This window comes from Nostoc paludosum FACHB-159, from assembly GCF_014698835.1.
GTDB classification, from domain to species: Bacteria; Cyanobacteriota; Cyanobacteriia; order Cyanobacteriales; family Nostocaceae; genus Nostoc; species Nostoc paludosum.
In genome coordinates, this window is record NZ_JACJTU010000043.1 from 1 (window position 1) to 25,759 (window position 25,759).

The window sequence follows — 25,759 nt, forward strand, 5'->3', positions numbered from 1 at the left end:
TCAATTTATACCGTGACCAGATGTTTGAAAACATGGCACAAGCTCAACGGCTCTGTTCTTTTGGGTTATACACACTTAAGCAACTTTTTAGAATGAAATAGCCCTGGGTACAACTGTGCTTGTAACCAAAGTAGTCTGTGTCGCCAGTTTTGGTTTCCCGAATTGTATAAAAAATTTTCTGTTCGCTGGTAAGCTTTTTTGATGGACTCCAAGCTAACGGGTAAATTGTAGGCAACTTCAATATATAATGTAAATAGCTTAAAAATGTCGGCAGTACCGGCTTCTGTATTCTCCTCCTTCATTGTGGGAACAATGACATCCAATGCTTGGTTCAGCTTATTGGCACGAAACAGACACTCTCCACGCCAAAAGCGAAAAAGCACTATATTTCTATTATCGTTAATCGACTCCGCAATCTTCAAAGCCTTGCCAAAAATCTCGGCCGCCCGAATTCTTTGTAGATTAGCGTAAGCTTCCCAGCCAGCATATAGGTGACGCTCCATCTGCAATTGGGCAGCTTGAGTTAAGGGATTTTCCTCATCAAACATAGTGGCTTATCCGTTCAGTTCCCCTTGAATTGCTTCAATCACATACTTCTGCAAACCCATTTTTTGAGCCACTTCGGCGGGTTCTGCTGCTAACAAATCCTCAACAGTTTTATAGTCCTTCATCAAGCTGGCAATTTCATTTGAGTTCAAGTTGAAGCGCAGTGCTTCCAATAACATCCGGGAGAGAAACCGCTTTTGACGCTGTGCTAAAAGGGCATTAATGCCGTCGTGAACAATTCGCCCATCCCGTTCAAAGGCAATGCGAATAGCCATTTCTAGTGTTTCTACTGGTTCTTTAATCGAGCCATAACGCACAAATAGCTTTTCCTTTAAAGCTGCTGGCACATCTTCACGTGCATTTTGGCTGCGGAGAGAAAAAATTGGACGGCTGTCATCTGATAACATCACCGCTCCTAATTCAAACATCACATTAGGATTCAAATCACTAATTTCGGCAATAAAACCGTGAGCGCGAAGCATATGTTCTCGCACATTTTCCAGAAACCCAGGTTTATAAATGTGACCTCCCGCTAACTGCACCTCAAAGCAATAAGGCGAGCGTTCAAATACCCGCCTTACTGCTTCCTCTAGTAGTTTATATTCATCACTAGGTGTGATCATAAAAATCAAAATATGATCGGGACGTTTTGCTGTTGTCTCTACTTGTTTCTTCTGCAACTCTAAAGTTTGACGGCGTTTTTCCTCTAATTCTTTTTTAAGGGCAATTTCTATTCCCCGATTTTTCATCAATATATCCAACAAACCCACAAACTGAGTATGAATCGCCTCAGCGTTGTTCTGAGTTAGTAGATTATGGGAGTACAAGATAGCACTGGTATAAATTCCGGTCATTAGCTTTCCGACTAATTCGCTACCGCGTTCTATACCAGCCATATCAGCTAATTGTTGAATTAACTCGTTAGCTGCATTGAGTTGGAGATAAAGCGGACGGCGCTTGCTTTGCTGCATAGCTTCTTTTGCTATATCTTCCATTCCCTCCATAAACCAAGGCTGATTAACCATATATTGAAGTTTCTGCTCTGCTTCTGTTTCAGGGGTAAGAATAATTACCGCAGGCAAACTAGCAGGATCGAAGCGACGCATCCTGACGCTTACATTATTCACTCCAAACCGCCGTAAATTGCCTTCTAAATCGAGTTCTAACTGCCGAAAACGTTCTTCTTCCTTTTGATTCAGTCTTTGGAATAATTCTGGATCATCTGTAGCATCTAAGCGTTCAAGGTAAATAGTCCGATGGTTAGTTTGAGCATATTTTTCAAGCAGTTCTTCTTCAAAAGATGAACCCGCATTAATTACCACCCAGTCACGGGCATCTGCTAGTTTATAAAACTGAGCGGCTGCTCCCCCGTAGGCAAAATAATATAGAGGTGCTTTACTTTCAGCATCTTTATCTTTTCTCGTTGCATTTTTACCTAAATACTCTCGGAGCGACATTTCACCACGATTAGTTTCAAACAGTAACAATTCTCCCACCTGCTGAAAAAACTCATCATATTGATGAGCCATACCTTTAAGATGCAGGTGATGCCACCTATTAATTTGTCTAAAAGTATTTGGTTCTTTTTCTGCCAAATAAATCAATCGTTCAACAATTAACTCGCCCAACCGTTTTTGCAAAAAATCAAAAACAGAATTATTACGCTGAATATTATCCCGTGCTGCTGTTGGTTGTAAATCTGGACTGTCAATTACACCACAAATAAATTTTGCCCAAGAAGGTAACAAAGTAGTATCACCAGACTTGACAAACATCCGCCGCACAAAAATATCAACTACTCCGGTTGTACTAAAGCCAGGTATTCGTTGATCCGTAATGTAAAGCGCACCTTTTGCTTGAAAAGGTTCATTCATTTCTACTGGAATCACATCCAATGGCACATCGGGATAGCGACGATTGATAAATTGCTTATAAGTCGCTTCTTTCTCTGCTTTAGATGCCCAATGTCCCCGATGCCAAGGCGCATCAATAGCATTAATTGGCCCCTGTCCGTTCAAACTAATGGGAAACTGAACAAAATCGCAATATTTAACAGTTGCCTCCCGCAACCGCTTTTCATCAAGCATGAAAGTATATTCCGGGTTGATGGAGACAATAATTTCACAACCAACTTCTTTACGATTATCGGCATAGAGAATGCAGTCGGTTGAACCCGTGTTATGCCATGCAAATGCTTGCTTTTCTTTTAGCTTCCGCGTCCGCACCACCACTTTTTCCGCTACCACAAACGCCGACAGCATCCCAATCCCAAATTGCCCGATCAGATTATAAGCTGCCGCTCTGCCTTCGTCTTTGAGTTTTTGCCTTGCTGTCCCCGTCCCCGTAGATCCAATTACTGACAGGAAATCTTTAATATCCTGCCGATCCATGCCAATGCCATTATCGCGAAAAATAATCTTGCGATTGCTGCTATCTAATTCAATATCAATGCGTCCCGCAACATCTGGCTCGATTTCTTGCCGCCTGACAATACTATCGTGAGCATTTTGGATCAATTCCCGGACAAATACATCCGGTTCTGGGTACAGACTTTTGGCAAGTAACTGGATGAGACCTTCAAAATTGGTCTCCATCTTAAACTGTTCTAGGGGTTCAGCCATTGCACCTCACTTACCAAGCGAATTTTGCGGCACTACTAAACATGGTTAGATGACTAAGTATTCTATACCTAACCTAAGCAAGTTTTTACGGTAACTTGCTTACTCGTAGACCAAAACATAAAGATTTATAGAGCTAATGTAGCTTAATTAGCTCTGCTCTAACATTTAGGACTGATGAAATCTCTATTGCTTAAGTTTATTCAGTATCTAATTTATCCAGTTATGGCTGGAGATGGCAGTAAAGTAAGTGAAGGGTAGAGGCGATCGCAACTTAAACCCTGCTCAGAGTCATATGGTTTTGGATCTAAGAACAAGTGTCGCGCCACACGAACCAAGTTAATCGAGAGAAATTACCTCATTTATATTACGTGCAAACATCAAAATGTTTGATTCATCAACCTTAATGTTAAGGAATTCAACTTAATTAGGTGTAATTCTAGTCTATCTATTAGACTAAATTCATGAATGATAATGAGGTGGGATACGATTACCAACAGGTGCTAAAGCTGCTAAAATTTATGCGCTCCATTCGCTGTAAAACCTTGCATCCCCGCGACTTTACTGAAAAATACCAACTAACTCAAGCTCAACTAGCCGAACTGTTAGGCGTATCCATACAGCTTGTCAAAACTTGGTTTGCACGAGAAAATCCACGACAACCAGAGCAGAGGTATTTGGATCGACTTGCTGAAATAGATGCCCTCTTGGAAATCAAAAAAGTGATTGATGAAAAAATTCCTCCGCACCTGCAAGCACTATTTAATCTAAACAACAGGTTTAATGATTAGACTAAAAATCTTGACTTTGTTAGTTGGCAAACTTTATTGTGAATTAAAACTGTTTGCCGGTAATAAATCATGATACCTACCAGCTTTCTACCCAATTCTGAAGACTCAAAAGCAGCTATTCCCAGCCAGGCTGACTCCCAAACATTACCTTTTAGAGAACCACTCAAACATCTTTTGATAGGTTCTTCCAAAGCTGTAACAAGCACCATTCACTACTTACAGGTTATTGGCTATGCAGATGTTGGAGATTGGAGCCAACTGCTACCCACAGGTAATGCAGGAGAATTCATGAGTATTCTAAGCCGTAACATTGTAGTGCAATAGCTTCTGGCGCTACATAAACATGGTCGATGCCCCCTAATGCATTAGGGGCATTTTTACGAAAACCAACTTAACAGTTCTTAACTGAATTAGCACATTTTTCTCTTTGGCTTATAACTCGCATAAGCTTATGGACGTTACAAAAAGCCCTAATTTGCATCATCTCCTGCAATTTAGAGAGCGATTATTAACTTCAATAAACGTAAATGCAAACAAAACTTGAAAGCCAAAAAAACTCTTCCGATATGGATAAGTTTGCAGATACCACATCTAATTTGGATTCGCAACATTATCCGTTCGTTAGTAAGCAAGTAGTTTCTAAGCTGACCGGTTTATCCGGTGACACGCTCAAGAGGTATAGATTACAAGGAAAGTTGCAAAAAGATATTCACTGGGTGGTTCTAAACTCAAGAGTAGTTAGGTATAACATTACCCTAGTTTTAGATTGGGTACAAAACCATGTTAGTAATCCTAACGCTCATCTGCGAGCAATTGATAACTATCTAGCTTACTTACCTTCTAACCAACGAAAAAGAAGACAAAGCCGTTCATAGAGTAGCAATATCAGCTATAAAACCTTGTCTTTGGATTCAATGAAAACTCATTAGTAATTCAGATAATTACGAAGGAATCCTACCCAATACCTAATTAAGAAGGAAGCCAAACCATACTTTCAAGTAAAGTAATTTTTCGCTGCCTATCTTAATTCTCCAAATAAAAAGCCATTAGCGATCGCTTTGTGCTGTGCTAGTGGCTCTATTCACAAATTTTTTACTAGTTTTATGAGTATACCAAATAATTCTAATATTAGCGACAGTATTGTTGCTAATATCTCTACCGCATCTTCAGGAAATACTTTGCCTTATATACACCCTAGCCATTTAGAAGAGTGGGTAAATAAGAGCGGAGTTTCAGAACAAATTACCCGTCTCAATGTCAAATCGCTTGAAGATAAGCAGGAAATAGCACAGCATTTAGGTTGGAAGAAATATACTCATCTACCTGGCTGGTGGTGTAGCGGTATAAATCCTCGAAATGGATTACCGATGGGAATGATGCACGGACAATTCAAGCCAGATAAAGAAATTAAATTTCCCAAATCAGATAAACCAGCTAAATATCTTTCTTCCAAAGCTCAATATGATGCTATCTGCTTAAACACAGGAAATCGCCGCTATTGGACAGACATTATTCAAGATATCTCTATTCCAGTATTTATCACCGAAGGATGCAAAAAAGCAGGAGCAGGACTAACGCATGGATACCCTACAGTTGCGTTATGTGGCGTAGAAATGGGATTACAAGATGGAGAACTAGTTAGCCATTTAGCACTGTTTGCAAAACCAGGAAGATGTTTTTACCTCTGTTTTGATGCTGATATTGTCCGCAAGATTTCTGTGCAAGAAGCACTTCTCAAATTATCCAAAGTGCTATGCAAAATTGGATGCACAGTTCAAGTAGTGATGTGGGAAGAGTCTAGGGGTAAGGGTATGGATGACTTTATAGTAGCCAATGGCAAACAAGAATTTGATATTGAAATTGCTAAAGCACATAGAGTTGAGCAATGGTCAAACAACTTTAAAGAAGAAGAACAGCATGGAAATGGCAAGAAAATAAAACTACCAGAGCATTCATTAATGGCAGAAATTATAGCTCCTCAATTAAATAATTTAAAATTCGATTGTAAGATCAGCCAATGGATACAATATCAAAATGGCTATTGGACTATAGCCAGTAAGGAAGTAATTTTACAAAAAGTTATCAGAAAAATCAAAGACACTTATCCTGGTAAAGGGTTTAGCTCAGGCTATCCAGAAGGAGTAATAAAACTATTGTTGTCTGAACTGCTGTGTAATGATTTTGTTGAACCATCTAATCATTTGCTGCCATTCAAAAATGGAGTTTTAGATTTAACAACAAACAAACTTATACCCCACTCACCCAACCTTTATTTTCGCAACATTATTGATAGAGAACATGACGATAAAGCTACTGATTGGAACGAAATTGAGAAATGGATGGATTTTATATTTGAAAATAACCCAAGTCAAAAGCACCTCCTGATATGTTGGTATGCAGCTGTATTACGTGGGATGTGGGAACTTCATAGATTTGCCTTAATTATTGGTTTAGGAGGTACTGGTAAATCTACAGCAATGAAATAGCGGGCGCATTAATTGGTAAGCGTTTTAGCTATAGCTTAAATCTTATCTCTCTCAACAACAACCAATTTAAGACAGCTAATATTTATGACAAGCGGTTAGTTTGTATAAATGACGCTGATAGGTATCAAGGTAACTTAGATATTTTAAAAAACATTACTGGAGGAGATGAAATTAGTATCGAACATAAATATGAGAGAGCATTCAGTACTATCTATAAAGGCATGGTAATGATAACTGCCAATAATTTCGTATTCTCTGCTTATGATTCCGGACTTTATAGACGGATAATTCTTTTTAAATTTGACCGTTTATTGACTAATGTTGATCCTAATTTTTTAGAAAAACTCACTGCACAAATATCTGGTTTCACTAATTACCTGCTAAGTATCCCTGAGTCTGAAATTGTACATACTCTGCTTTACAAAGTTGATGAAAGCGGAACTAGAAAGCGAAACGATGTAGAAGCTTTACTGCAAACAAACTCTGTAGCTAATTGGTTGAATAATAAGTATGTCTACGATCCAGACAATCAAGTGGCAATTGGTATAGACAAAGATAATATCAATCAATTATATGGTGGTTATTGTATTTATTGCCATAAAACTCGGTCTAAAGCTTGTAGCAACAAGGAGTTTAGTCCAGAAATTATCCGCCTGGGGCGAGGAAAACTGGAAAAAGTTAAAACTAGAAGCGGTTTAATGATTCGTGGACTCAGACAAGATGATTCAGGAGGGTTAATTGAATCTATCATCCATCAATCCCAGCCCAGTTAAAATTTCCTTGTTCACCCTGCACACTCTTCACAACCTGCTCTAAGTTACCAAAAGTCTTGGTATATAAGGAATTTATCTAGTGCAGGGTCAATATGTGCAAAGAGTTAATTCGCAACCCATACTGCACAATCATAGATACTAAGTTGTAGCAGGGTTTCTGCTATCATAAATTACCCAGTGCAGGCTGTGCAGGATAAAACAGAAAAGTTATAACTGTAAGTTGATAATGCAGCATTAGATTTACTTAGATTTTATAAGTAACTCTAAACACTATCATTAGGGTGCTTTTCTCTAAGCCAATATGCCAGAGTCGCTAAACTTCTCATTTCTTGCAGTTCACGATCGACAACTTGTGCGTTTGGGTGCTTTAGCAGAGCGATATTTTGTAGACGACCCAAATACTTGTTTGATTAAGTTGCGGCAGTTTGGTGAATTACTGGCGCAATTAGCAGCAGCCAATATTGGACTTTATGAGGTAGCAGATGAACGGCAGATTGATTTACTCAATCGGTTGCGCGATCGCGGTTTAATCAAAGGTGAAGTAGATCGTCTGTTTCATGAGTTGCGGAAAATTGGTAATCAGGCAACTCATGAGCTTTCTGGCAATCATCGCACAGCATTAAGTGGGCTGAAATATGCTCGTGCGTTAGGAATTTGGTTTCATCGCTCCTTTGGTGGAGGTCGCAATTTCGATCCAGGTGCGTTTATTCCTCCACCTGACCCAAAAATAGAGACAGAAACACTCAAAGCAGAATTAGCACGCTTACGAGCAGAAGCGCAAAAACATTTAGCAACTGCGGAAACTGAAGCACAACGACGCACCACTGCTGAAGATTTAGCACGGGAAGCCCAAGCCAAAGTGCAGGAGGTATTACAACATTTAGCCCAAATTCAAGCCCAAGCTCAAAACCAGTCCCAGCAAACAATTCAGCAGACAATCGCTCAAGCCCAAGCTGCTGAAAGTGGAGTGCTGCTGGATGAGAGAGAGACACGCCGACTGATTGATATTCAATTACGCGCAGCTGGATGGGAAGCAGATTCAGAAGAATTGACTTATCAAAATGGTGTTCGTCCTCACAAAGGAAGAAATTTAGCGATCGCAGAATATCCCACCGCTAATGGACGCGCTGACTATGCCTTATTCTGTGGTTTGCAGATTGTCGGAGTAGTGGAAGCCAAGCGTCAGAGTAAAGATGTCTCAGAAGGAGCATTAAATCAAGCCAAACGCTACAGTGAAGGTTTTCAAATTGCAGGAGAAATTCTTTGTGGTGGTTCTTGGCAAAACTACAAAGTTCCTTTTGTCTTTGCCACCAACGGTAGACCATACTTGCAGCAACTTCAGACCAAGAGTGGCATTTGGTTCTGTGATTTACGTCGTCTAACTAATTTGCGGGTATGCCTTCCCACATGGCACAGTCCGCAAGGTTTATTAGATGCCTTAGCTCAAGATATTGACCAAGCAAATACTCGTTTAACTCAGGAAGGCTTTAACTACGGGCTAGAGTTGCGTGATTATCAAATTCGTGCGATTCAAGCTGTAGAGTCTGCCTTAGCTAGGGAACAACGGATATTACTGTTAGCAATGGCAACAGGCACAGGTAAAACTAAGACTTGTATTGCTTTGGTATATCGCTTACTCAAAACCAAGCGATTTCGGCGCATTTTATTTCTGGTCGATCGCACCGCACTGGGAGAACAAACTGACAATGCCTTTAAAGATTCCCGCATGGAGAACCTGCAAAGCTTTGCTGATATCTTCGAGATTAAAGGCTTAAAAGACACAGAACCAGACAGGGATACCAAAATCCATATTGCCACCGTGCAAGGTATGGTTAAACGAGTTCTTTACCCTTCCGATACTGCATCTGTAATTACACCAGACCAGTATGATTGCATTGTGGTGGATGAGTGTCACCGGGGCTATCTACTGGATCGAGAATTAAGCGATCGCGAATTAGAGTTTCGAGATTTTAATGATTACGTATCAAAATATCGTCGAGTTTTGGAGCATTTCGACGCTGTAAAAATTGGTTTAACTGCAACTCCAGCACTGCACACCACCCAAATATTTGGTGAACCTGTTTACACCTACAGCTATCGAGAAGCGGTGATCGATGGTTGGTTAATTGACCATGAACCACCTTTTCAGATAAGAACAAAGTTATCTGAAGAAGGGATGCTTTGGAATCCTGGTGAGCAGATGGAATTTTTCAATCCCCAAACTGGGCAACTTGACTTAGTTCATGCCCCTGATGAGGTGCGGATTGAGGTAGAACAGTTTAACCGCAAAGTTATTACTGAGGATTTTAACCGAGTTGTCTGTAAAGCTTTAGCACAGCACATTGACCCATCACTGCCAGAAAAAACTTTAATTTTCTGTGCTACCGATGGTCATGCAGATATTGTTGTTAATCAGCTGAAACAAGCGTTTCAGGCTATCTATGGCAGCGTAGAGGATGATGCAATTGTCAAAATTACAGGCAATGCAGATAAGCCATTAGAGTTGATTCGCAAGTTCCGCAATGAAGTTAATCCCAAAGTAGCTGTGACTGTAGACTTACTGACTACAGGAATTGATGTTCCGGCAATTTGTAATTTGGTGTTTATTCGTCGCATAAATTCCCGCATTCTCTACGAGCAGATGTTGGGAAGGGCAACCCGTCTTTGTCATGAAATTAACAAAGAGGTGTTTAGAATTTTTGATGCGGTGCGATTATATGAAGCGATCGCTCCTGTCTCCAGTATGAAACCTGTTGTCGTTAACCCCAATATTTCCTTTACTCAATTGGTGCAAGAGTTAGAAACTGTCAATAACTCTGATGCTTTAGAAATAGTCATTAACCAACTACTGGCGAAAATTCAACGCAAACGCAGGCATTTGAGTGCTAGTAGTCAAGAACAGTTAGAAGCGATCGCTGGAATGCCATTACCAAATATGGTTTCCCATCTCAAGCAAAGTACACCACAGCAGGTAAAACAATGGTGGGAACAAAGAAAAGCGATCGCTCAAATTCTGGATCGTCGAGATGGTGGAACTGCACCAATATTGGTTTCCCGCCATGCTGATGAGTTAGTTGCCATTGAACGGGGTTACGGCAATGCTGAACGTCCAGAAGATTATTTAGAGAGTTTTCGCGCCTTTTTGCTGGAGAACATGAACAAAATTCCAGCCTTGGTGGTTGTCACCCAGCGACCGCGTGAATTAACTAGAGCGCAACTCAAAGAACTGCGAATGCTGCTGGACGTAGCGGGATACTCAGAGACAAACTTACAGACAGCATGGCGAGAGACAACCAATGAAGATATTGCCGCTTCTATTATTGGCTTTATTCGCCAAGCCGCCTTGGGTGATGCTTTAATACCCTACAGTGAACGATGCGATCGCGCTTTAAAAACCATCCTCGCCAGTCAACCTTGGACTGTTCCCCAGCGTCGCTGGTTAGAAAGAATTGGTAAACAAATCAAAGCCGAAACCATAGTTGACCGCGCCGCTTTAGACCGAGGCGAATTTAAAAGCCAAGGCGGAGGCTTTGAGCGACTCGATAAGGTGTTTGGGGGAGATTTAGAAAATATTGTCATCAAGCTTCATGAAAGCATCTGGAATACTGCAATTTGATATAATCCGCGTTTAATCCATTTTTAGTACAAAACTATTAATTACGAATTACGAATTATGCCCACTTCCGATATTGTTCAAAAATTGTGGAACCTGTGTCATGTCCTCCGAGACGATGGCGTTACTTATTTGCAATACGTCACTGAATTAACCTATCTACTGTTCTTAAAGATGGCGCAGGAGACAGGGACGGAAACGCAATTTCCCGAAGGTTTTCGCTGGGTTGATTTGGTGAATAAGGATGGAGTTGAACAGCTAACATTTTACAGGTCGCTGTTACTCATGTTGGGTTCTGAGGATTCTTCGCAGCGAGTACAGGCGATTTTTGCTAATGCTCAAACTTCTCTCAAACAACCGCGCATCCTCAAAAAGCTTGTTACCAGTATTGATGAATTGGACTGGTTTTCTGAGCATCGAGATGAGTTTGGCGATTTGTATGAAGGGTTACTCCAGAAAAATGCTGATGAGAAGAAATCTGGTGCGGGTCAGTATTTCACCCCTAGACCTTTGATTGATTGCATGGTTGCCCTGATTAAGCCGCAACCAGGAGAATTGATTCAAGACCCGGCTGCGGGTACGGGGGGTTTTTTGATTGCAGGTGATCGCTATATTCGTCAACACCATGACCCCTTTGAATGGACTGAAGCCCAGCAATCCTTTCAGCAGCATCAGGCGTTTTATGGCATGGAGTTGGTGCAGGATGCTCACCGCTTGCTGTTAATGAATATGATGTTACACGGAATCGAGGGTGCTGTAGATTTGGGTGATACTCTTTCCCCAGCAGGACAGCGATTAGCCAAAGCCGATGTTATTCTGACTAATCCGCCCTTCGGCACAAAAAAGGGGGGTGGTTTACCTTCCAGAGATGATTTCACCTATCCCACCTCAAACAAGCAATTGGCGTTTTTGCAGCACATTTACAGGTCACTCAAACCAGGGGGACGGGCGGCTGTGGTTTTACCCGATAACGTACTGTTTGAGGATGGACAAGGACGAGCGATTCGGGCTGACTTGATGAATAAGTGCAATTTGCATACAATCTTACGGTTGCCAACTGGCATATTTTATGCTCAGGGTGTGAAAACGAATGTTTTATTTTTCCAACGTGGAACAACCGAGAAAGGCAACACCAAAGCAGTTTGGTTCTATGATATGCGAACCAATATGCCCAGTTTTGGTAAGCGTTATCCTTTAACTCGTGAGCATTTCGCCCAATTTGAGCAATGCTATGGAGATGACCCCAATGGTAATAGTCCTCGTGTAGATTTGGGTGAGGATGGGCGTTTTCGCTGCTTTACGCGGAATTATATTGAAAAACGTAATGAAAACCTTGATATTTCTTGGTTACGGGATGAAAGTTTGCAATCAGGCGATAATTTACCTGAGCCAGAGGTGATTGCTGCTGAGATTATGGAGAAACTGCGAATAGCAACCAAAGAGATGGAAGCCTTGATGATATTGCTGGAAGGCGAAGAAGCAGCAGAAGCTGTTAGTTCCTCCGTGGGTATGCCAACTTTAGAATAGAAACATGAGTAATCTTAGTGAGTGAATACTAATGAGTGCAGAACAAGAATTATTAACACATTGGCGTTCTCTTCCCCAAGAAAAACAACAGGAAGTTTTAGATTTTGTAGAATTTCTTCACTTCAGAATCAACTCCCAAGGGAAAGACAAAATTAAACATCCTACGCCTAAAGGTAAAGCCTGGATGCCAGGTTTTTTTGAAGAGGTGATTGGCGGTTGGGTAGGAGAACCCTTAGAAAGACCAGAACAGGGAGAATATGAAACGAGGGAGGCTCTATTTTGAGTTATCTGCTTGATTCAAATGTTTGTATCCGCTTAATCAATAATAGTAGTGCTGCGGTAACAAATCGTTTGGCATCCCAAGAACCAGAAAATATTTTAATTTCTACAATCACCCAATTAGAACTTTACTATGGTGCTTACCGTAGTCTTCAACAAGAGAGAAATTTAGAAATATTGCAACGTTTTTTTAATCAATTTACTATTCTAGCTTTAGATGCAGAAGGGGCAAAGATAGCAGGAAGAATTCGGGCTGAGTTAGCTGCTAATGGTACACCCATTGGCCCTTATGATTTACAAATTGCGGCTATTGCAACAGCAAATAATTTAATTTTGGTCACGCATAATGTACGCGAGTTTAGTCGAGTGAATGGGTTACAAATTGAAGATTGGGAGCAAGAAATTTGAGCAAATAAATTAACTCACTATCTGACGAATGTAAACACTTATATAAAGGAAGGTTTAAGAAATTACAGCAGGAAATACAGGTGGGAATTGAGGCATCTGAACGGGATGAGTTGCTGGATGCGAAAGAGGTATTTCAAAGATTACGTGAAAAGCTGAAAAAAAATGTACTCAAGCTGGTGAATAATTAACATTTGTAGGCTTCAAGGCTTCTAATTGAGGAAGGTGTTGAAATTTTGCGTGTTGTTAGTGGATATCAGGATTTAGAAGGTTTGTTTTTAGGACAGGGTGAGGATTAACGAAATTGGTTGGAATAAGTAACGAATTAATTGAATTGCCTGAAGGCTGGGAATGGATAACTCTAGAAGAAATTGCTAGTCATGTGAGTGGCGTTGCCTTCAAAAGTGGAGATTTCACCAATTATGGAATACAAGTTATTCGACTTGGGAATGTTTACAAAGGTGAGTTAAATTTAAGTCGTGAGCCTGTATTCTTACCTGAAAATTTCTTGTCCAGCAATTTTATTGTAAAACCAGGCGATATTGTTATTTCTCAAACAGGTACTAGGTTTAAACGTGATTACGGTTACTTTGTACTCATTCCCAATGATGCTCCAAAGTTATTTCTTAATCAACGTTTATTAGCAATCACTTGTCACCCTTTAATAAATTCTAAATATATTGTTTTAGCCAGTAAATTCAAAGTTTATCAGGATTATTTTTTCTCTCAAGAAACAGGAGGAGTTAATCAGGGAAATGTTGGTGTTGCTGGTGTAATGAAAGGGCCAGTTCCACTAGCACCCATCAACGAGCAAAAGCGAATTGTTGCCAAAATTGAGGAGTTGAACGATCGCACTCAAAAAGCGAAGGAAGCACTAGACAGTATACCTCAATTGTGCGATCGCTTCCGTCAATCCGTCCTCGCTGCTGCCTTTCGAGGCGATTTAACAGCAGATTGGCGAGAAGAGAATTTAGATGTTGAACCTGCCTCAATTTTGTTGGAAAAACTTAAGAAGAGATCACCTCAGCTTGAAAACGACTTGAGCGAGTATGATTTATCAGATATACCAGATTCTTGGATTTGGATTAATGTAGAAAGTATTGGAGACGTGAAAGGTGGGAAAAGACTTCCGAAGGGAGAAAGCTTAGTAGATGAGAATACAGGCTACCCGTACATTAAAGCTGGAAATCTTAAAAACGGAACAGTTATTTTAAGCGAAATACAATTCATTCCTAAACACATTCAACCATTAATCAAGAACTATACCGTGGCATCTGGTGATGTTTACATAACTATAGTTGGAGCTTGCATTGGTGATGCTGGAATCATACCCACAGAACTAGATGGTGCTAACCTTACTGAAAATGCAGCAAAAATTTGCAATCTTTTTGTCATTAATAATGAGTATTTATCACTTTGGCTAAGGTCATCTTTGTGCCAAGAAATAATTAAAAGCAAAATTTTGTCTGCTGCTCAAGGTAAGCTTGCTCTAACACGAATTAAAACTCTTCCTATTCCTTTACCACCAATTCAAGAGCAACTTGAAATAATTAGTAGGGTTCGAGATTTAGTGAATTTTACAGTTAGAATGACTCAGTGTTACATAAGTATGAACCCTAAGTTAGACCAACTCAACCAATCTATTCTCGCCAAGGCCTTTCGAGGTGAACTCGTCCCCCAAGACCCAGATGATGAACCTGCATCAGTATTACTAGAACGAATTCGAGCCGAACGAGACAAATTAAACAACAGCAAAGCAAAAAGCGATCGTACAAGCAAGCGTAAGCGCAACACAGTCGAAGGTCAAGGAGTTTTACCAGGATTTGAGTAAATCAAGGTTAACTCGCTCATTGTTAATTTAATCATTTCTCTATTACTACTGTTGTAGCAATTAGGATTCGCATTGGTTATTTTAAATTGAGTAACTACCTCTAAAATTAGGCTTTTAGCTCTTATAAATCCTAACTTTGTTCATTAATCTATGTATCAAAACTTGGCATATTTCAAGAGTTTTGATACAAACGAACTGTTGTGGGTTGTCTTTCATTTAATGAGACTGCCCAAATACAGCCATAAATGAAACAGAGGGATAACCTGATGTTAGAACAATTTAACACCAGTTACGAAGAATTTTATACGGACATAATTGATGAACATGGTCGCTTAATTACAGTTCCGCTACGATATGCACTAAAAATGGAGGGAAAACGAGCAATATCTGAAGATAAATTTCTTGAAATTAAGCGCAACAAAATCCCCTTTAAATTTATTAAAATTCCAGATGTTCCCGAAACTAAAGATTTCCTGAGATTGAGCCATGCAATTAGAAACGTTGCCTTATTTAATATTGGTTCTGTAAATAAGGATCAAGGACTAATGATGCGATGTGTCCAGTTATACTGGCAATCTAAAGCTGGATTATTACCCAATATGATTTACAAGCTCATTCCTGATTCAGGACTAGAAGGTAATTTGAGTAAGCTAATGCCACCAACTGCCCTCGAAAATCTTAAAATCGAAGCGGCAGCGGACAAAGCACTTTATGAACTACTTAAATATGACCTTTTTGATACAGAAACTAATGGCATTAAAGAATCATCGGTAATTAAAAAATGGGCAAATGCCAGATGTATCACTTTTCCCTTCAACAATTTTGAAGAACTATTCATCACAATTCTCAAGGAAACATTTCGTGATGGTATCCAAAATGAGATGTTTCTACCAAACTTTTCAGGGTATGACAAAAAAACTCTAAGAAGAAACTATCGACAGTTTCTAAAGTTCATTACAGACTGCATTGAAGATAAATTAAAGGTAAAAGAATGTGAAAATATATTGTTTGATATGGGATGGCAAGGCTATTCAATCTTAGCATTTTGGGAATTGAGTCATCAAAACAACTCCAAAGAGTTTGTTCGCCTTTGGAAGCAGTATATCAAAACCCATAGAGGATTGATAAAACTGATTGACTCTCGCCTTTATTGGAAAAACTGTATTCCATATCAAAAAAGGAAAGGGACTAACAACAAAGAGCCAATTCGGGGAGTTTTAACCGAAGACGGATACATATCCTGGATTTGGTATTAAGTATTCTTTACAAAACTGAAATAATTTGGAAAAAAATCTAACCTTGAGTCTTTAGTGCTAATAAAGAAAAGAAGGTTAGATATTTTTATCATGAATAAGCATCTTAATGAATTTATAAATGCAATTCAATACTATTTTTTTACTATTTAAGCCTTAATAATTCAATTATTTGTGCATACCCACTTGGTGCTGGATATGCACAAATAATTGGTAGAATCCTCATATAAATTGATTTATTTACTGAGCTTAGACTGAAAAAAATGAAAAGAATTGTAGGCTATGCCAGAGTTTCTTCCCGCGAACAAGCTGTTGATTCTCATGCTTTGGAACAACAGATAGCAAGGCTAAAAGCTGCCGGAGCGACAGAAATTTATCAAGATATTCAATCCGGTAGCAACGATGATAGACCTGCTTTGAAAAAGCTAATAGACTTAGTACATTCCCAACAAGTGGATGAAGTTATTATCACGAGAATTGATAGAAAAGCTCGGTCATTACCAAAATTACGAGAATGTATTGATATCTATCATAAATCTGGGGTGAATTTAAGGATTTTAGACCAGCAAATTGATTTAAATACATCTCAGGGCAAGCTAATGGTAAATGTCTTGGGTTCTCTTGCAGAATGGGAAACTGACCTTTTATCAGAGCGAATAAGACACGGTAAAGAACACCGCCGCAATAAACGAGCCGCATGTGAATCCTATCCTTGGGGCTACCAGGTAGTTAATGATAAATACCAATTAGATACTCGTTTATTTCTTTGCCTAATATCAGACAGACCAGACAATTATCTTGAACTCTATAATGAGGATGATGTCAAAAAACTACCTGGTCTGACTATTAAACAGATAGCTAGAGATTGTATTGATATATTTTTACAGGTTAAAGGAATTAGCCGAGCTTTGAAAGTTATATTCCAAAAATATGGAATAACCAGAAAACATAACAAGAGAAATAGTCGAGATAGTATATTACATTGGACAACAGCAGGTTTCAATAATTGGTTGACTAACCCTGTTCTTCGTGGTCACACTGCCTATTTTCAACGCATTACTATTAGCAAAGGAAAAAGAAAGAAAAATAAACCTGAAGACTGGCAAATAATCCATGATACTCATCCAGAGCATAGGCTCATTACTGAAACCGAAGTAGTGGAGATTGAACAAATTCTCAAATTTAACTCGAAAACTGGGCATTTTAGCTTTAATCAAGACCCAAATAACCCTGTCTGTTACCGAGAATATGCTTATCAAACAGGTCTAGTTTTTTGTGCTGAATGTGGTTCCAAGTGTATTACTAAAAGTGCCAAGCATAAGCAAGGAATGTATTATTATTTTGCTTGTCGATATGCAGACATGGGTTGTGGGAATAAAAAATCTACCCGCAAATCTAACATTGAGAATTCTCTCATCCATACTTTAGTACAGCGTTCTCAAACTTTAGCCAATGAGTTAGACGAACAGCCAACTAGAGAGCAGCAAAAATCAGAGAAATTAAAACAGTTAGAATCTCGCCTAGAAGCTCTAGAAAAAATTCCAGGGTTTGACCCAGACCTAGAAAAGCTTAAAGAGAAGATTCGTCTACAAATTACCGAGGAAATTAATCCATTCCTCTCCGATTCAATTCTCAATAAAAGTACAGAGGAAATTATCCGTGCTGGTAATAATTTAGCAATTTGGCATACCTTATCTCCAGATGAAAAAGTCAAAATTTATCACCAAATTGTTCATCAGATTACTATTCGCAACGCAGAAGTTGAAGAAGTAATTTTAAAAATTTAAACCTGTATCCAATTTGGATCTATGAATACGCAAGAAAGTTTTAATTTAAACAAGCTCAGATGTGAGGTCGCAATGCAACAAGCGTTGCAGTCATGGCAACCAAAACCACAAATTTATGGAATGGAATGTCCAAAATGCAAGTCGCATCTCCTTGGGAAACATGGCCGAGAACCAGATGGTGTACAACGGTATATCTGTAAGAATTGCTCCCGCGTCTTTAGAGCAAGACCTCTGATGGCGTGTAATTGTTTGATTCCAGGAAAAGAGTTAAGCTGTCAATCTTGCCCTCAATTTCAAGAGTTTTTGGATATTGTTAAGCAAAAGATGGATATATTACGCTTTTTGAGCTTTGAGGAGTTACAGAACCTCAAAGTATCCCACGAAGTAACTCAAAACGCCAAATCCATAGCAGATTGTGAGTAGATAAATTACAAATTGAACTAATTATAGCGATTCCCGACTCAGTGAGGTACGTTTTCCAACCTACTAACCTTGATAAAAAAGATTTGGGTGTACTTCAATTGCTTAGGAAACGCTAGAGACAAACTATATCAAGCTTCTCTATGGCATAACCATTTAAAATTCAGGGACAAATAATTCCCGTTTGTTACCTGCATAGTGTTGATATATTATTTCTGGGCTATTACCTACCAACCGAGCCACATCTTTTGCATCTAGCTTGCCAGTTTCAAGGGCATGAGTAATAAAAGTATGTCTAGTTTGGTACAGTTTTCTGTATTCAATTTCCAACCCATGAATTACAGTTGTCCATATCCGTCCCCGAAAGTTATCGATATCAATTACTTTGCCTTTAGGTGAAGGAAATACAAATGAATCAGAGGTTGCTTCTTGGGGCTTATTTGATTGTAATAGTTGACGAAGTGAATCATTGCACGGAAACTTTCTTCTTTCTTGAGTCTTTAACCCTTGCCTAACTTGCTTACCAGATTCAGTTTTAATAATCGCTTGCTCAAAATTAATTTGTCTAAAATCTTGTGAAATATGTTTCCACTGTAGAGCAATAGCTTCTGATGGTCTACACCCAGTTAAAAATAAAAACCTAACAAAAGGGGCATAGTGGCTATGTTTAAATGCTGATGTTCTTGGACAAAATAGGTTGTTTTCAATTGCGTTGATAATTTTATCTCTTTCTTGCAAACTAAAAGGATTTATTTCATCTATTTCCTTAGTTGTCGATGACTTCGGTAAATTAATTTTGGTTGCCATTCCCTGAAATGGGTTTTCTGAAATCATTCCAGATTCTATTGCCCATTCGCAGCAAGCTGAAAGACGGGTGATAAATCTTTTTCCTGAATATAAAGGAATTGTGTTTAAAATGTAGTCTCTGATTTCGTTAGCTTTATCCAAGTCATGAGTTGGTAAATTTCTAACATAATTAGAAAAAACACCATACGAAAGTCTCATGGTGTTAGGGCTACACTGCGGTCGCTTATATTCAACAAATTGTTCCCAAAGGTATGCTAGTGATGTTTTAGCAGTAATGCTACGTGTTATTTCGGTTGCAACTGTACTCAGTGCCGCCTGTGGTTTGTATTTAGCTAGGGTAGGGTCAAAGTTTCCAGAAACTATATCTAGCTCAATTTGTCTTGCCTTTGCTTCTGCTGCTTTACGGTTAACAGAATTATCTGCCAAACCTATGCTGAGATAATGACGTTTACCTGCGAACCTGAACCTTAATTGCAATCGGTCATTGGAAGATATGACTTGAACAGTACCTTTAGAGGCTTTACTAGAGTTGGGTTTGGAGTACACAGGTTTATCTTTCTTACTACCTTTTTAGTACACCAACTTTACACCCAAGTTACACCCAAAATCACCTAAAAAGAGCTAATTTTTATTTATTGGTAGAAACAAAGATACTACTATCAATGGAAGAGGTTAGAGGACAAATCCTCGAAACGCTTGTTAAATAAGGCTTTTTTCCAAAGCGGGCGATGGGACTCGAACCCACGACGTTCACCTTGGGAAGGTGACATTCTACCACTGAATTACACCCGCGAGTAGCTCTTAGCCAAAACTTTAATATTGTACTACAGCATACCATTATTTATAGCTGTTTTCAATTGACTAAAATACACGCTGTTTTCGCAACTGGCGATGCTTTCTCTTTCACAGACGCTACCGCCAACGGCAAAGCTTCTCTACCAGACGCCACTCACAACCCTACATTGCGCCAACGAAAGTCAATGTAGGATTATCTGAACTACAGAACAATGTCTTCGCCTCGCTCAGTGAAGCGAACCTCTTTAATCTTCCATGCCGCATTACTTGTGAGAGTTTTGCGGAGACTACCAAATAAAGCAAACTGTTCGCAACTAGAAAGAGAAGCTATTTGCCGCTTAGACTCAGGAGATAACCGTAAATCAACTGTAGCAACGCCATTTTTGACGTTAACACGATACCCAGACAAGCTAAGATCGCTTGTATCTCGTTTTTCTATGATTTTACCCACTGCATTTGTAACTGGTTCATCAGCTGGTACTGAAACCTTTTCTGGGATTAATTCTTGACATTGAACGTCACTAGTGTAGATTGTGACATCTGTAGTTTTACTATTAGCAGCTTTAGAAGTTGATGAGGAAGGTGTATTTTCTCCAGCAGATTCTTGATTAGGAGATTTTTCTCTCAACTGAGCAACACTAGGAATTTGGGTAGAAGTCCGAGATGATGGGCTGTTTGTCGGTGTTGTAATAGGTTCTGGAGATAATGTGGTGTTTGGTGTTGGGGTAGGGGATGGTGTTTGGCTATCTATATTATTAGCAGTGGGGTTAGAATTACAACTGCTCAGACCAACAACAATTGTTACAGCGATCGCGCGTAAAAGATATCTCTTAGTTGTCTTCATAATTTTGCTCAAATGTTACATTCCTGCTATCAACTTCAATATTGGTGGTATCAATTCCGCATAGATTTGTCAATTTTGAGCCAGTCTCTAAAGTGTCAACCTGGTATCTGTTAACCAGCAATTATGTTTCAAAGAACGACGTTTATCCCACTAACTAGATTCTCAAAATTCTTAAGAAATCACGGTTCTGAAACTTGCTATCTGATTGCTACAAAAGCATATAAAGGCTAAAATTTCATCTTTCTCAAGATCGACTTGTTAGCATCTAAATGAAGTTAAGTAGAATCCAAGAAGCTTAGACCGATGGATATTATTCTTAAGATTGATGCAAATTAAGTACATTTTGGTGATAATTACACAAAATAAACCAAATTTTAATACTTTTAAGGCAAAAAAATGAATAGAGGCTCTCAACAAAAAACATTGAGAAGGCAAAATACAATTCTTGCTGCCAAACATTTTTTAGCAGAAATGGCTAAAGATGCTAGTTCAGAAGAATTAAGATTTATTGCTGATAATGTGAGTGAGATTGCACTATTTTGGCATTTGATTGAAAATCCAGAAGAAATTTCTTCGTTGGAGTTGAAAATATAGTCGTCGAAGCATTAGCTTGGAAAGAGGAAGTGGGGAAGGGGGTAGGGATGAAGAGATTTTCATGCTTCTGAATTCTGCTGTATAGCAGTTGAAGCATAGTTTAGGACTTGCGATCGCAGTTCTTGTTTATCACGAGCATGAGCGATCGCATCAAATAAAGATTGTAAAGAAATCACCAGAATCTTAGCTGCTAAGTGTACTCGTTCGAGGACTAGGCATGGCCTGAATACAGACATTATTCTACCTGCATAACAATTGGAAGAATAAACATGTCCCAACACACACACAGCAATATACTTGTCGATACTCAGTGGATCTTTGAACACTTGAATCACCCCAATATCCGTTTGATTCAAGCAGAGATGAATCCAGAAATATATACCAGTGGACACATTCCCGGCGCTGTCTTTTGGAATATTACTACTGATATTCTACTACCTGATTATCGCATTAATTTTGACCCAATTGCATGGCAAAAACTTTTAGAGAATTCTGGTATTACAAATAAGACTACTGTTATTACTTATGGTGATTTTGCTGCAACAGGCGGTTTGTTATTTTGGCTTTTCAAAGTCTTCGGTCACAATGATGTGCGCGTTCTTAACGGTGGTTACCAAAAATGGCTGTCGGAAGACCGTCCAGTAGAAGTAAACTCACAAATTATGACACCAACTGAATATCAAGTGCAAACTCCTGATGCAAACTTGCGAGCATTTTTTCATGAAGTACACGAATCTATTGACAAAGCAGATATCGTTTTAGTTGATGTTCGTACACCTCAAGAATACAGTGGCGAACTGTTTTTTATGCAGCCACCTCAAGGAACGGAACGTGCAGGCCATATTCCTGGTGCAGTTTCTGTATATTATGAGTTAGCTCTCAATGAAGATGGAACTTTTAAATCAGTTGAAGAATTGCAGACACTTTACAGCAGTAAAAATATCACTTCTGATAAAGAAGTAATTACTTATTGTACTGTTGGCGGGCGTTCAGCACATACTTGGTTCGTCTTAAAATATTTACTTGGTTATTCAAAAGTCCGAAACTACGACGGCTCATGGAATGAATGGAGCCGAATTGCTAATATAGCTATTGAATAGTTATTAACAGACAGCAGAATTCAGAATGGGCTACGCCCCGCTGAGCTAACAGAATTAGAATAAGTTCTGTGCCACGCTACCAAACCTCAGATGCGATTCCGAACTGATTGATTCTGAATTTTGAATTATTTCCCAACAAGAATAAATTACATTTATATGTAGTATAAAAATTATGAATTATAAAAGTTCTAATTACAAACTATCTTAAGAATTTTTCTTTAGTCACGAACGTTGTTTGCTAGAGATTATTGGGAAATATAGGAATGAAGCCAACTTCAGATCACTAGCTGGCAAATAACAACAAGACTATGGTTTGTAATCTGATTTCTGTAGATAAAGATACCTACGAATTGCTGCAACAAGAATTAATAGAGCTGCGTCAGGTAGTTGCCAGTTTAGAAGGTGCTAAGTCTTCAAATCTTCTCAAGTCTAGCCAACAGCAGATGGATTTGTTTATTGAATATATCCCTGCTGCGATCGCCATATTCGATCGGCAAATGCGCTATGTCCTAACGAGTCGGCGTTGGCGGGAAGATTATAATCTGAGCGATCGAGACATTATCGGTCGCTCTCATTGTGAAATCTTTGCAGATATTCCCTCGTATTGGCAAGAAATTCATCAACGTTGTTTGGCGGGAACTATTGGTGCTGAAGAAAATATTTTCCCCCTTGGAGAGGGGACAATCCACTGGGTGAAATGGCAAATAAATCCTTGGTATGACAAAGGCTCCAATGAAATTGGTGGTATCATCATCTTCTCTGAAGTCATTACAGCTCATAAACAGCTAGAAGAAACTGCAATATGCGATCGTCAACAAGCCGCAGCTCAACTACAAGAAAAAGAGCAGTTCTTACGCGGTATTTATGATGGTGTCACTCAACCAATATTCGTGATTGACGTTGTAGATAACTATGAATTGCGTTATGCTGGCTGGAATTCAGCAACGGAAAAGATAACAGGAATTAGCAATGCAGAGGTCATTGGTAAAACTCCAGAATATGTGCATGGTACTCTTGAAGGTCTAGAAGTACGTCAGCGATTTCAAATCTGCATAGAAACTGGTATTAGTATCAAATATGAAGAATGCCTGACTTTTCAAGGTCAAGAAACTTGGTGGCTAACTACAATTAATCCTTTAAAAAATAGCGAAGGTCAAGTTTATCGACTGGTGGGAACAGCATTAAATATTACAGAACGCAAACGAACTGAAGAAGCACTCCAAGCTAGCCAGCACTTCATTCAACGCATTGCAGACTCTTCTCCTAATATTCTCTACATCTTCGATTTAGAGCAACAGCGTAATGTTTACGCTAATCAAGAAATTGGTAAACTTCTTGGCTATTCTAATCAACAAATTCAACAGATGGGAACACAAATTTTACCTACAATTACTCATCCAGATGATTGGGAAAAAGTCGTAACTCACTTACAAAATTTTACTAAAGCCAAGGATGGTGAGATTTATGAGTTTGAATTTAGGGTGAAGCAAGCAAATGGTCAATGGTGCTGGCTATACACGAGAGAAACAGTGTTTAGCCGTGATGCTGATGGCAAAATAAATCAAATTCTTGGTGTTTCAACTGATATCACCGAGCGCAAACAAGCCGAAATGCAATTACAACAACAAGCGCAAAATTTAGAAAATACCCTGCGCGAACTGCAACGTACCCAAAGCCAACTTATCCAAAGTGAGAAAATGTCTTCACTTGGAAATATGGTTGCGGGTGTTGCTCATGAAATTAACAATCCGGTCAATTTTATTCACGGTAATCTGATTCCAGCCAGCGAATACACCCAAGACTTATTGCGTCTAGTAGAACTTTATCAACAACATTTTCCCTATCCTCCAGTAGAAATCCAAGCAGAAATCATAGCTATTGACCTTGATTTTCTCAAAGAAGACCTTGTAAAACTCTTCCAGTCTATGACTGTAGGAACTCAAAGGATTCGTGAAATCGTTCTCTCGTTGCGGAACTTTTCTCGTCTTGATGAAGCTGAATTTAAAGATGTAGATATTCATGAAGGGATCGATAGTACTTTGATGATTCTGCACAATCGCTTGAAAGCAAAACCCAATCATCCAGAAATTGCTGTAATTAAAGAGTATGGTAAGCTTCCTCTAATTGAATGTTATCCCGGTCAATTAAATCAGGTATTTATGAATCTTCTAGCTAATGCAATTGATTCCTTGGAACAATCATTTTCCGGAGAACAAGGACAAATTCGCATTTGCACCGAAGTTTGTAATAGCAAATGGGCAATAATCCGAATTATAGATAATGGTTTGGGAATTTCCCAAGAAATACTTCCCAAACTTTTCGACCCTTTCTTTACTACTAAAGATGTCGGAAAAGGTACAGGACTGGGGCTATCCATCAGTTACCAAATTGTGGTAAACAAACATCGTGGAAATTTGTCTTGTAACTCAAGACCTGGACAAGGAGCAGAATTTGTAATTAAAATTCCCATCAGTCAGTCATAAAGTAGGAGTGAGAATTCAGAATTTAGAATTTATAATAAGTCAGCGATCGCTGGCTTATTTAAGAAGTTGGGGAGATTGGCGATGCCCATGATTTAGATTTGCTATAGTTGGGTTAACTCTAGAGGCAAGGAAGTAATGTTACTTGAACTCAACCAACTAATTGTACCTGTTGGCCATCAGTTGTTGATTAAGGGTATATCCTGGTCAGAATACAAAAATATTTTGGCAGAATTGGGTCAAAATCGCAGTTCTCGCATATCTTACAGTCAAGGAGTGCTGGAAATAATAGCTCCATTACCAGAGCATGAGATAGGCAAAAAAATTATTGGCAATCTAGTAGAAATCTTATTAGAAGAACTTGATATTGAATTCTGGAGTTTGGGGTCTACAACTTTTGACCAAGAAAAAATGGATGCTGGGGTAGAACCGGATGATTGCTTTTACATCGAAAACGAAGCAGCTGTTAGAGGTAAAGATAGAATTGATTTAACAGTTGACCCGCCTCCAGATTTAGCAATCGAAATTGATATTACTTCCCGCACTCGTTTTAATAATTATCAACTCTTAGGAGTTTCAGAATTATGGCGATGGAATAGGCAAAGAATTAGAAATTAATATTTTGATTAATGGAAAATATATAAAATCTAATCATAGCAATATTTTTCCTAGTTTACCTATTGTTCAAGTGATTCCTGAATATTTGAATAGGAGTAAAACTGATGGGAGAAATGCAGCTATGAAAGCGTTTCGCTCTTGGTTGATAAAGCAAATATGATTTATTTACACAAAGACGCACAGACGCACAAG

Annotated in this window: 22 protein-coding genes, 1 tRNA gene and 1 pseudogene; 18 read left to right on the forward strand and 6 right to left on the reverse strand. The window is 38.9% G+C overall.

Annotated features, from left to right (window positions below; translation table 11 throughout):
- Positions 1-65: 65 nt before the first annotated feature.
- Both H6H03_RS29785 and H6H03_RS29790 read right to left on the reverse strand, forming a co-directional pair.
- The gene (locus H6H03_RS29785; RefSeq protein ID WP_190958663.1) at positions 66-548 is read right to left on the reverse strand and encodes a hypothetical protein; all 483 of its coding nucleotides are present in this window, start codon (positions 546-548) and stop codon (positions 66-68) included.
- 6 nt (positions 549-554) lie between these two features.
- Positions 555-3,167: an ATP-binding protein gene (locus H6H03_RS29790; protein ID WP_190958664.1), complete on the reverse strand. Its 2,613-nt coding sequence runs from the start codon at positions 3,165-3,167 to the stop codon at positions 555-557.
- Between the two features lie 461 nt (positions 3,168-3,628).
- Here H6H03_RS29790 and H6H03_RS29795 point away from each other — a divergent pair, with 461 nt between their 5' ends.
- The 13 genes from H6H03_RS29795 to H6H03_RS29855 all read left to right on the forward strand — a co-directional run bounded on the left by H6H03_RS29795 (position 3,629) and on the right by H6H03_RS29855 (position 18,332).
- On the forward strand, positions 3,629-3,955 hold the full coding sequence (locus H6H03_RS29795) for an XRE family transcriptional regulator (protein WP_190958665.1): 327 nt from the start codon (positions 3,629-3,631) through the stop codon (positions 3,953-3,955).
- Between the two features lie 69 nt (positions 3,956-4,024).
- Entirely contained in the window at positions 4,025-4,279 is a 255-nt protein-coding gene (locus H6H03_RS29800) for a hypothetical protein (RefSeq protein WP_190958666.1), read from the forward strand.
- Between the two features lie 242 nt (positions 4,280-4,521).
- Positions 4,522-4,830 carry a hypothetical protein gene (locus H6H03_RS29805; protein WP_190958667.1) on the forward strand — a complete coding sequence of 103 codons (309 nt, stop codon included), beginning with the start codon at positions 4,522-4,524 and terminating at the stop codon, positions 4,828-4,830.
- Positions 4,831-5,058: 228 nt separating this feature from the next.
- Entirely contained in the window at positions 5,059-6,441 is a 1,383-nt protein-coding gene (locus H6H03_RS29810; RefSeq protein WP_190958668.1) for a DUF3854 domain-containing protein, read from the forward strand.
- Positions 6,442-6,452: 11 nt separating this feature from the next.
- Positions 6,453-7,214: a DUF5906 domain-containing protein gene (locus tag H6H03_RS29815; RefSeq protein ID WP_313931953.1), complete on the forward strand. Its 762-nt coding sequence runs from the start codon at positions 6,453-6,455 to the stop codon at positions 7,212-7,214.
- Positions 7,215-7,515: 301 nt separating this feature from the next.
- Positions 7,516-10,830: a type I restriction-modification system endonuclease gene (hsdR, locus tag H6H03_RS29820; protein ID WP_190958670.1), complete on the forward strand. Its 3,315-nt coding sequence runs from the start codon at positions 7,516-7,518 to the stop codon at positions 10,828-10,830.
- 57 nt (positions 10,831-10,887) lie between these two features.
- Positions 10,888-12,354: a class I SAM-dependent DNA methyltransferase gene (locus H6H03_RS29825; protein ID WP_199339130.1), complete on the forward strand. Its 1,467-nt coding sequence runs from the start codon at positions 10,888-10,890 to the stop codon at positions 12,352-12,354.
- A 31-nt stretch (positions 12,355-12,385) separates the two neighbouring features.
- Positions 12,386-12,637 (forward strand): DUF2281 domain-containing protein, encoded by a 252-nt coding sequence (locus H6H03_RS29830; protein WP_190958671.1) that lies wholly within the window; start codon positions 12,386-12,388, stop codon positions 12,635-12,637.
- A complete protein-coding gene (gene vapC / locus H6H03_RS29835) occupies positions 12,634-13,041 on the forward strand; it encodes a type II toxin-antitoxin system tRNA(fMet)-specific endonuclease VapC (RefSeq protein ID WP_190958672.1) in 408 nt (135 codons plus the stop codon). Before H6H03_RS29830 ends, vapC begins: the two co-directional genes overlap by 4 nt.
- Positions 13,042-13,342: 301 nt before the next feature.
- The gene (locus H6H03_RS29840) at positions 13,343-14,869 is read left to right on the forward strand and encodes a restriction endonuclease subunit S (RefSeq protein ID WP_190958673.1); all 1,527 of its coding nucleotides are present in this window, start codon (positions 13,343-13,345) and stop codon (positions 14,867-14,869) included.
- Positions 14,870-15,135: 266 nt separating this feature from the next.
- On the forward strand, positions 15,136-16,125 hold the full coding sequence (locus tag H6H03_RS29845; protein ID WP_190958674.1) for a hypothetical protein: 990 nt from the start codon (positions 15,136-15,138) through the stop codon (positions 16,123-16,125).
- A gap of 260 nt (positions 16,126-16,385) precedes the next feature.
- Positions 16,386-17,909, forward strand: coding sequence for a fdxN element excision recombinase XisF (gene xisF, locus H6H03_RS29850; RefSeq protein WP_190958675.1), 1,524 nt, complete (start codon positions 16,386-16,388; stop codon positions 17,907-17,909).
- Between the two features lie 72 nt (positions 17,910-17,981).
- Positions 17,982-18,332, forward strand: a complete 351-nt coding sequence (locus H6H03_RS29855; RefSeq protein WP_242058051.1) for an IS1/IS1595 family N-terminal zinc-binding domain-containing protein — start codon at positions 17,982-17,984, stop codon at positions 18,330-18,332.
- A 153-nt stretch (positions 18,333-18,485) separates the two neighbouring features.
- Here H6H03_RS29855 and H6H03_RS41845 read toward each other — a convergent pair whose 3' ends face one another.
- Positions 18,486-19,682, reverse strand: a complete 1,197-nt coding sequence (locus H6H03_RS41845) for an Arm DNA-binding domain-containing protein (protein WP_190958677.1) — start codon at positions 19,680-19,682, stop codon at positions 18,486-18,488.
- A gap of 174 nt (positions 19,683-19,856) precedes the next feature.
- Positions 19,857-19,928: transfer RNA gene (locus H6H03_RS29865), tRNA-Gly, on the reverse strand.
- 65 nt (positions 19,929-19,993) lie between these two features.
- Here H6H03_RS29865 and H6H03_RS41525 point away from each other — a divergent pair.
- Positions 19,994-20,122 carry a hypothetical protein gene (locus H6H03_RS41525; protein ID WP_277926194.1) on the forward strand — a complete coding sequence of 43 codons (129 nt, stop codon included), beginning with the start codon at positions 19,994-19,996 and terminating at the stop codon, positions 20,120-20,122.
- A gap of 11 nt (positions 20,123-20,133) precedes the next feature.
- Here the strand turns inward: H6H03_RS41525 and H6H03_RS29870 are convergent, their stop codons facing one another.
- Positions 20,134-20,775, reverse strand: a complete 642-nt coding sequence (locus H6H03_RS29870; RefSeq protein ID WP_190958678.1) for a sporulation/spore germination protein — start codon at positions 20,773-20,775, stop codon at positions 20,134-20,136.
- A gap of 396 nt (positions 20,776-21,171) precedes the next feature.
- Here H6H03_RS29870 and H6H03_RS29875 point away from each other — a divergent pair, with 396 nt between their 5' ends.
- On the forward strand, positions 21,172-21,369 hold the full coding sequence (locus H6H03_RS29875) for a hypothetical protein (RefSeq protein WP_190958679.1): 198 nt from the start codon (positions 21,172-21,174) through the stop codon (positions 21,367-21,369).
- A gap of 59 nt (positions 21,370-21,428) precedes the next feature.
- On the opposite strand, the gene H6H03_RS29880 is transcribed toward H6H03_RS29875, so the two are convergent.
- Positions 21,429-21,605 (reverse strand): hypothetical protein, encoded by a 177-nt coding sequence (locus H6H03_RS29880; RefSeq protein ID WP_190958680.1) that lies wholly within the window; start codon positions 21,603-21,605, stop codon positions 21,429-21,431.
- A gap of 33 nt (positions 21,606-21,638) precedes the next feature.
- Between H6H03_RS29880 and H6H03_RS29885 the strand changes: the two genes are divergently transcribed.
- From H6H03_RS29885 to H6H03_RS29895, 3 genes and pseudogenes are all read left to right on the forward strand, one after another.
- Positions 21,639-22,469, forward strand: a complete 831-nt coding sequence (locus tag H6H03_RS29885) for a sulfurtransferase (protein WP_190958681.1) — start codon at positions 21,639-21,641, stop codon at positions 22,467-22,469.
- Positions 22,470-22,777: 308 nt separating this feature from the next.
- Positions 22,778-24,952, forward strand: a complete 2,175-nt coding sequence (locus tag H6H03_RS29890) for a PAS domain S-box protein (RefSeq protein WP_190958682.1) — start codon at positions 22,778-22,780, stop codon at positions 24,950-24,952.
- Positions 24,953-25,087: 135 nt separating this feature from the next.
- Positions 25,088-25,727 (forward strand): annotated as a pseudogene (locus tag H6H03_RS29895) (Uma2 family endonuclease).
- The last annotated feature ends 32 nt before the right edge of the window (positions 25,728-25,759 follow it).

What these genes read in the sequence shown, in the direction of transcription:
- H6H03_RS29800 (WP_190958666.1), top strand. Translation starts at nt 4,025, where the DNA reads ATGATACCTACCAGCTTTCTACCCAATTCTGAAGACTCAAAAGCAGCT.
- H6H03_RS29825 (WP_199339130.1), top strand. Translation starts at nt 10,888, where the DNA reads ATGCCCACTTCCGATATTGTTCAAAAATTGTGGAACCTGTGTCATGTC.
- H6H03_RS29790 (WP_190958664.1), bottom strand. Translation starts at nt 3,167, where the DNA reads ATGGCTGAACCCCTAGAACAGTTTAAGATGGAGACCAATTTTGAAGGT.
- H6H03_RS29805 (WP_190958667.1), top strand. Translation starts at nt 4,522, where the DNA reads ATGGATAAGTTTGCAGATACCACATCTAATTTGGATTCGCAACATTAT.
- H6H03_RS29810 (WP_190958668.1), top strand. Translation starts at nt 5,059, where the DNA reads ATGAGTATACCAAATAATTCTAATATTAGCGACAGTATTGTTGCTAAT.
- H6H03_RS29880 (WP_190958680.1), bottom strand. Translation starts at nt 21,605, where the DNA reads ATGTCTGTATTCAGGCCATGCCTAGTCCTCGAACGAGTACACTTAGCA.
- xisF (WP_190958675.1), top strand. Translation starts at nt 16,386, where the DNA reads ATGAAAAGAATTGTAGGCTATGCCAGAGTTTCTTCCCGCGAACAAGCT.
- H6H03_RS29795 (WP_190958665.1), top strand. Translation starts at nt 3,629, where the DNA reads ATGAATGATAATGAGGTGGGATACGATTACCAACAGGTGCTAAAGCTG.
- H6H03_RS29890 (WP_190958682.1), top strand. Translation starts at nt 22,778, where the DNA reads ATGGTTTGTAATCTGATTTCTGTAGATAAAGATACCTACGAATTGCTG.
- H6H03_RS29785 (WP_190958663.1), bottom strand. Translation starts at nt 548, where the DNA reads ATGTTTGATGAGGAAAATCCCTTAACTCAAGCTGCCCAATTGCAGATG.
- H6H03_RS29845 (WP_190958674.1), top strand. Translation starts at nt 15,136, where the DNA reads ATGTTAGAACAATTTAACACCAGTTACGAAGAATTTTATACGGACATA.
- H6H03_RS29875 (WP_190958679.1), top strand. Translation starts at nt 21,172, where the DNA reads ATGAATAGAGGCTCTCAACAAAAAACATTGAGAAGGCAAAATACAATT.
- H6H03_RS29830 (WP_190958671.1), top strand. Translation starts at nt 12,386, where the DNA reads ATGAGTGCAGAACAAGAATTATTAACACATTGGCGTTCTCTTCCCCAA.
- H6H03_RS29855 (WP_242058051.1), top strand. Translation starts at nt 17,982, where the DNA reads ATGCAACAAGCGTTGCAGTCATGGCAACCAAAACCACAAATTTATGGA.
- H6H03_RS29885 (WP_190958681.1), top strand. Translation starts at nt 21,639, where the DNA reads ATGTCCCAACACACACACAGCAATATACTTGTCGATACTCAGTGGATC.
- H6H03_RS29870 (WP_190958678.1), bottom strand. Translation starts at nt 20,775, where the DNA reads ATGAAGACAACTAAGAGATATCTTTTACGCGCGATCGCTGTAACAATT.
- hsdR (WP_190958670.1), top strand. Translation starts at nt 7,516, where the DNA reads ATGCCAGAGTCGCTAAACTTCTCATTTCTTGCAGTTCACGATCGACAA.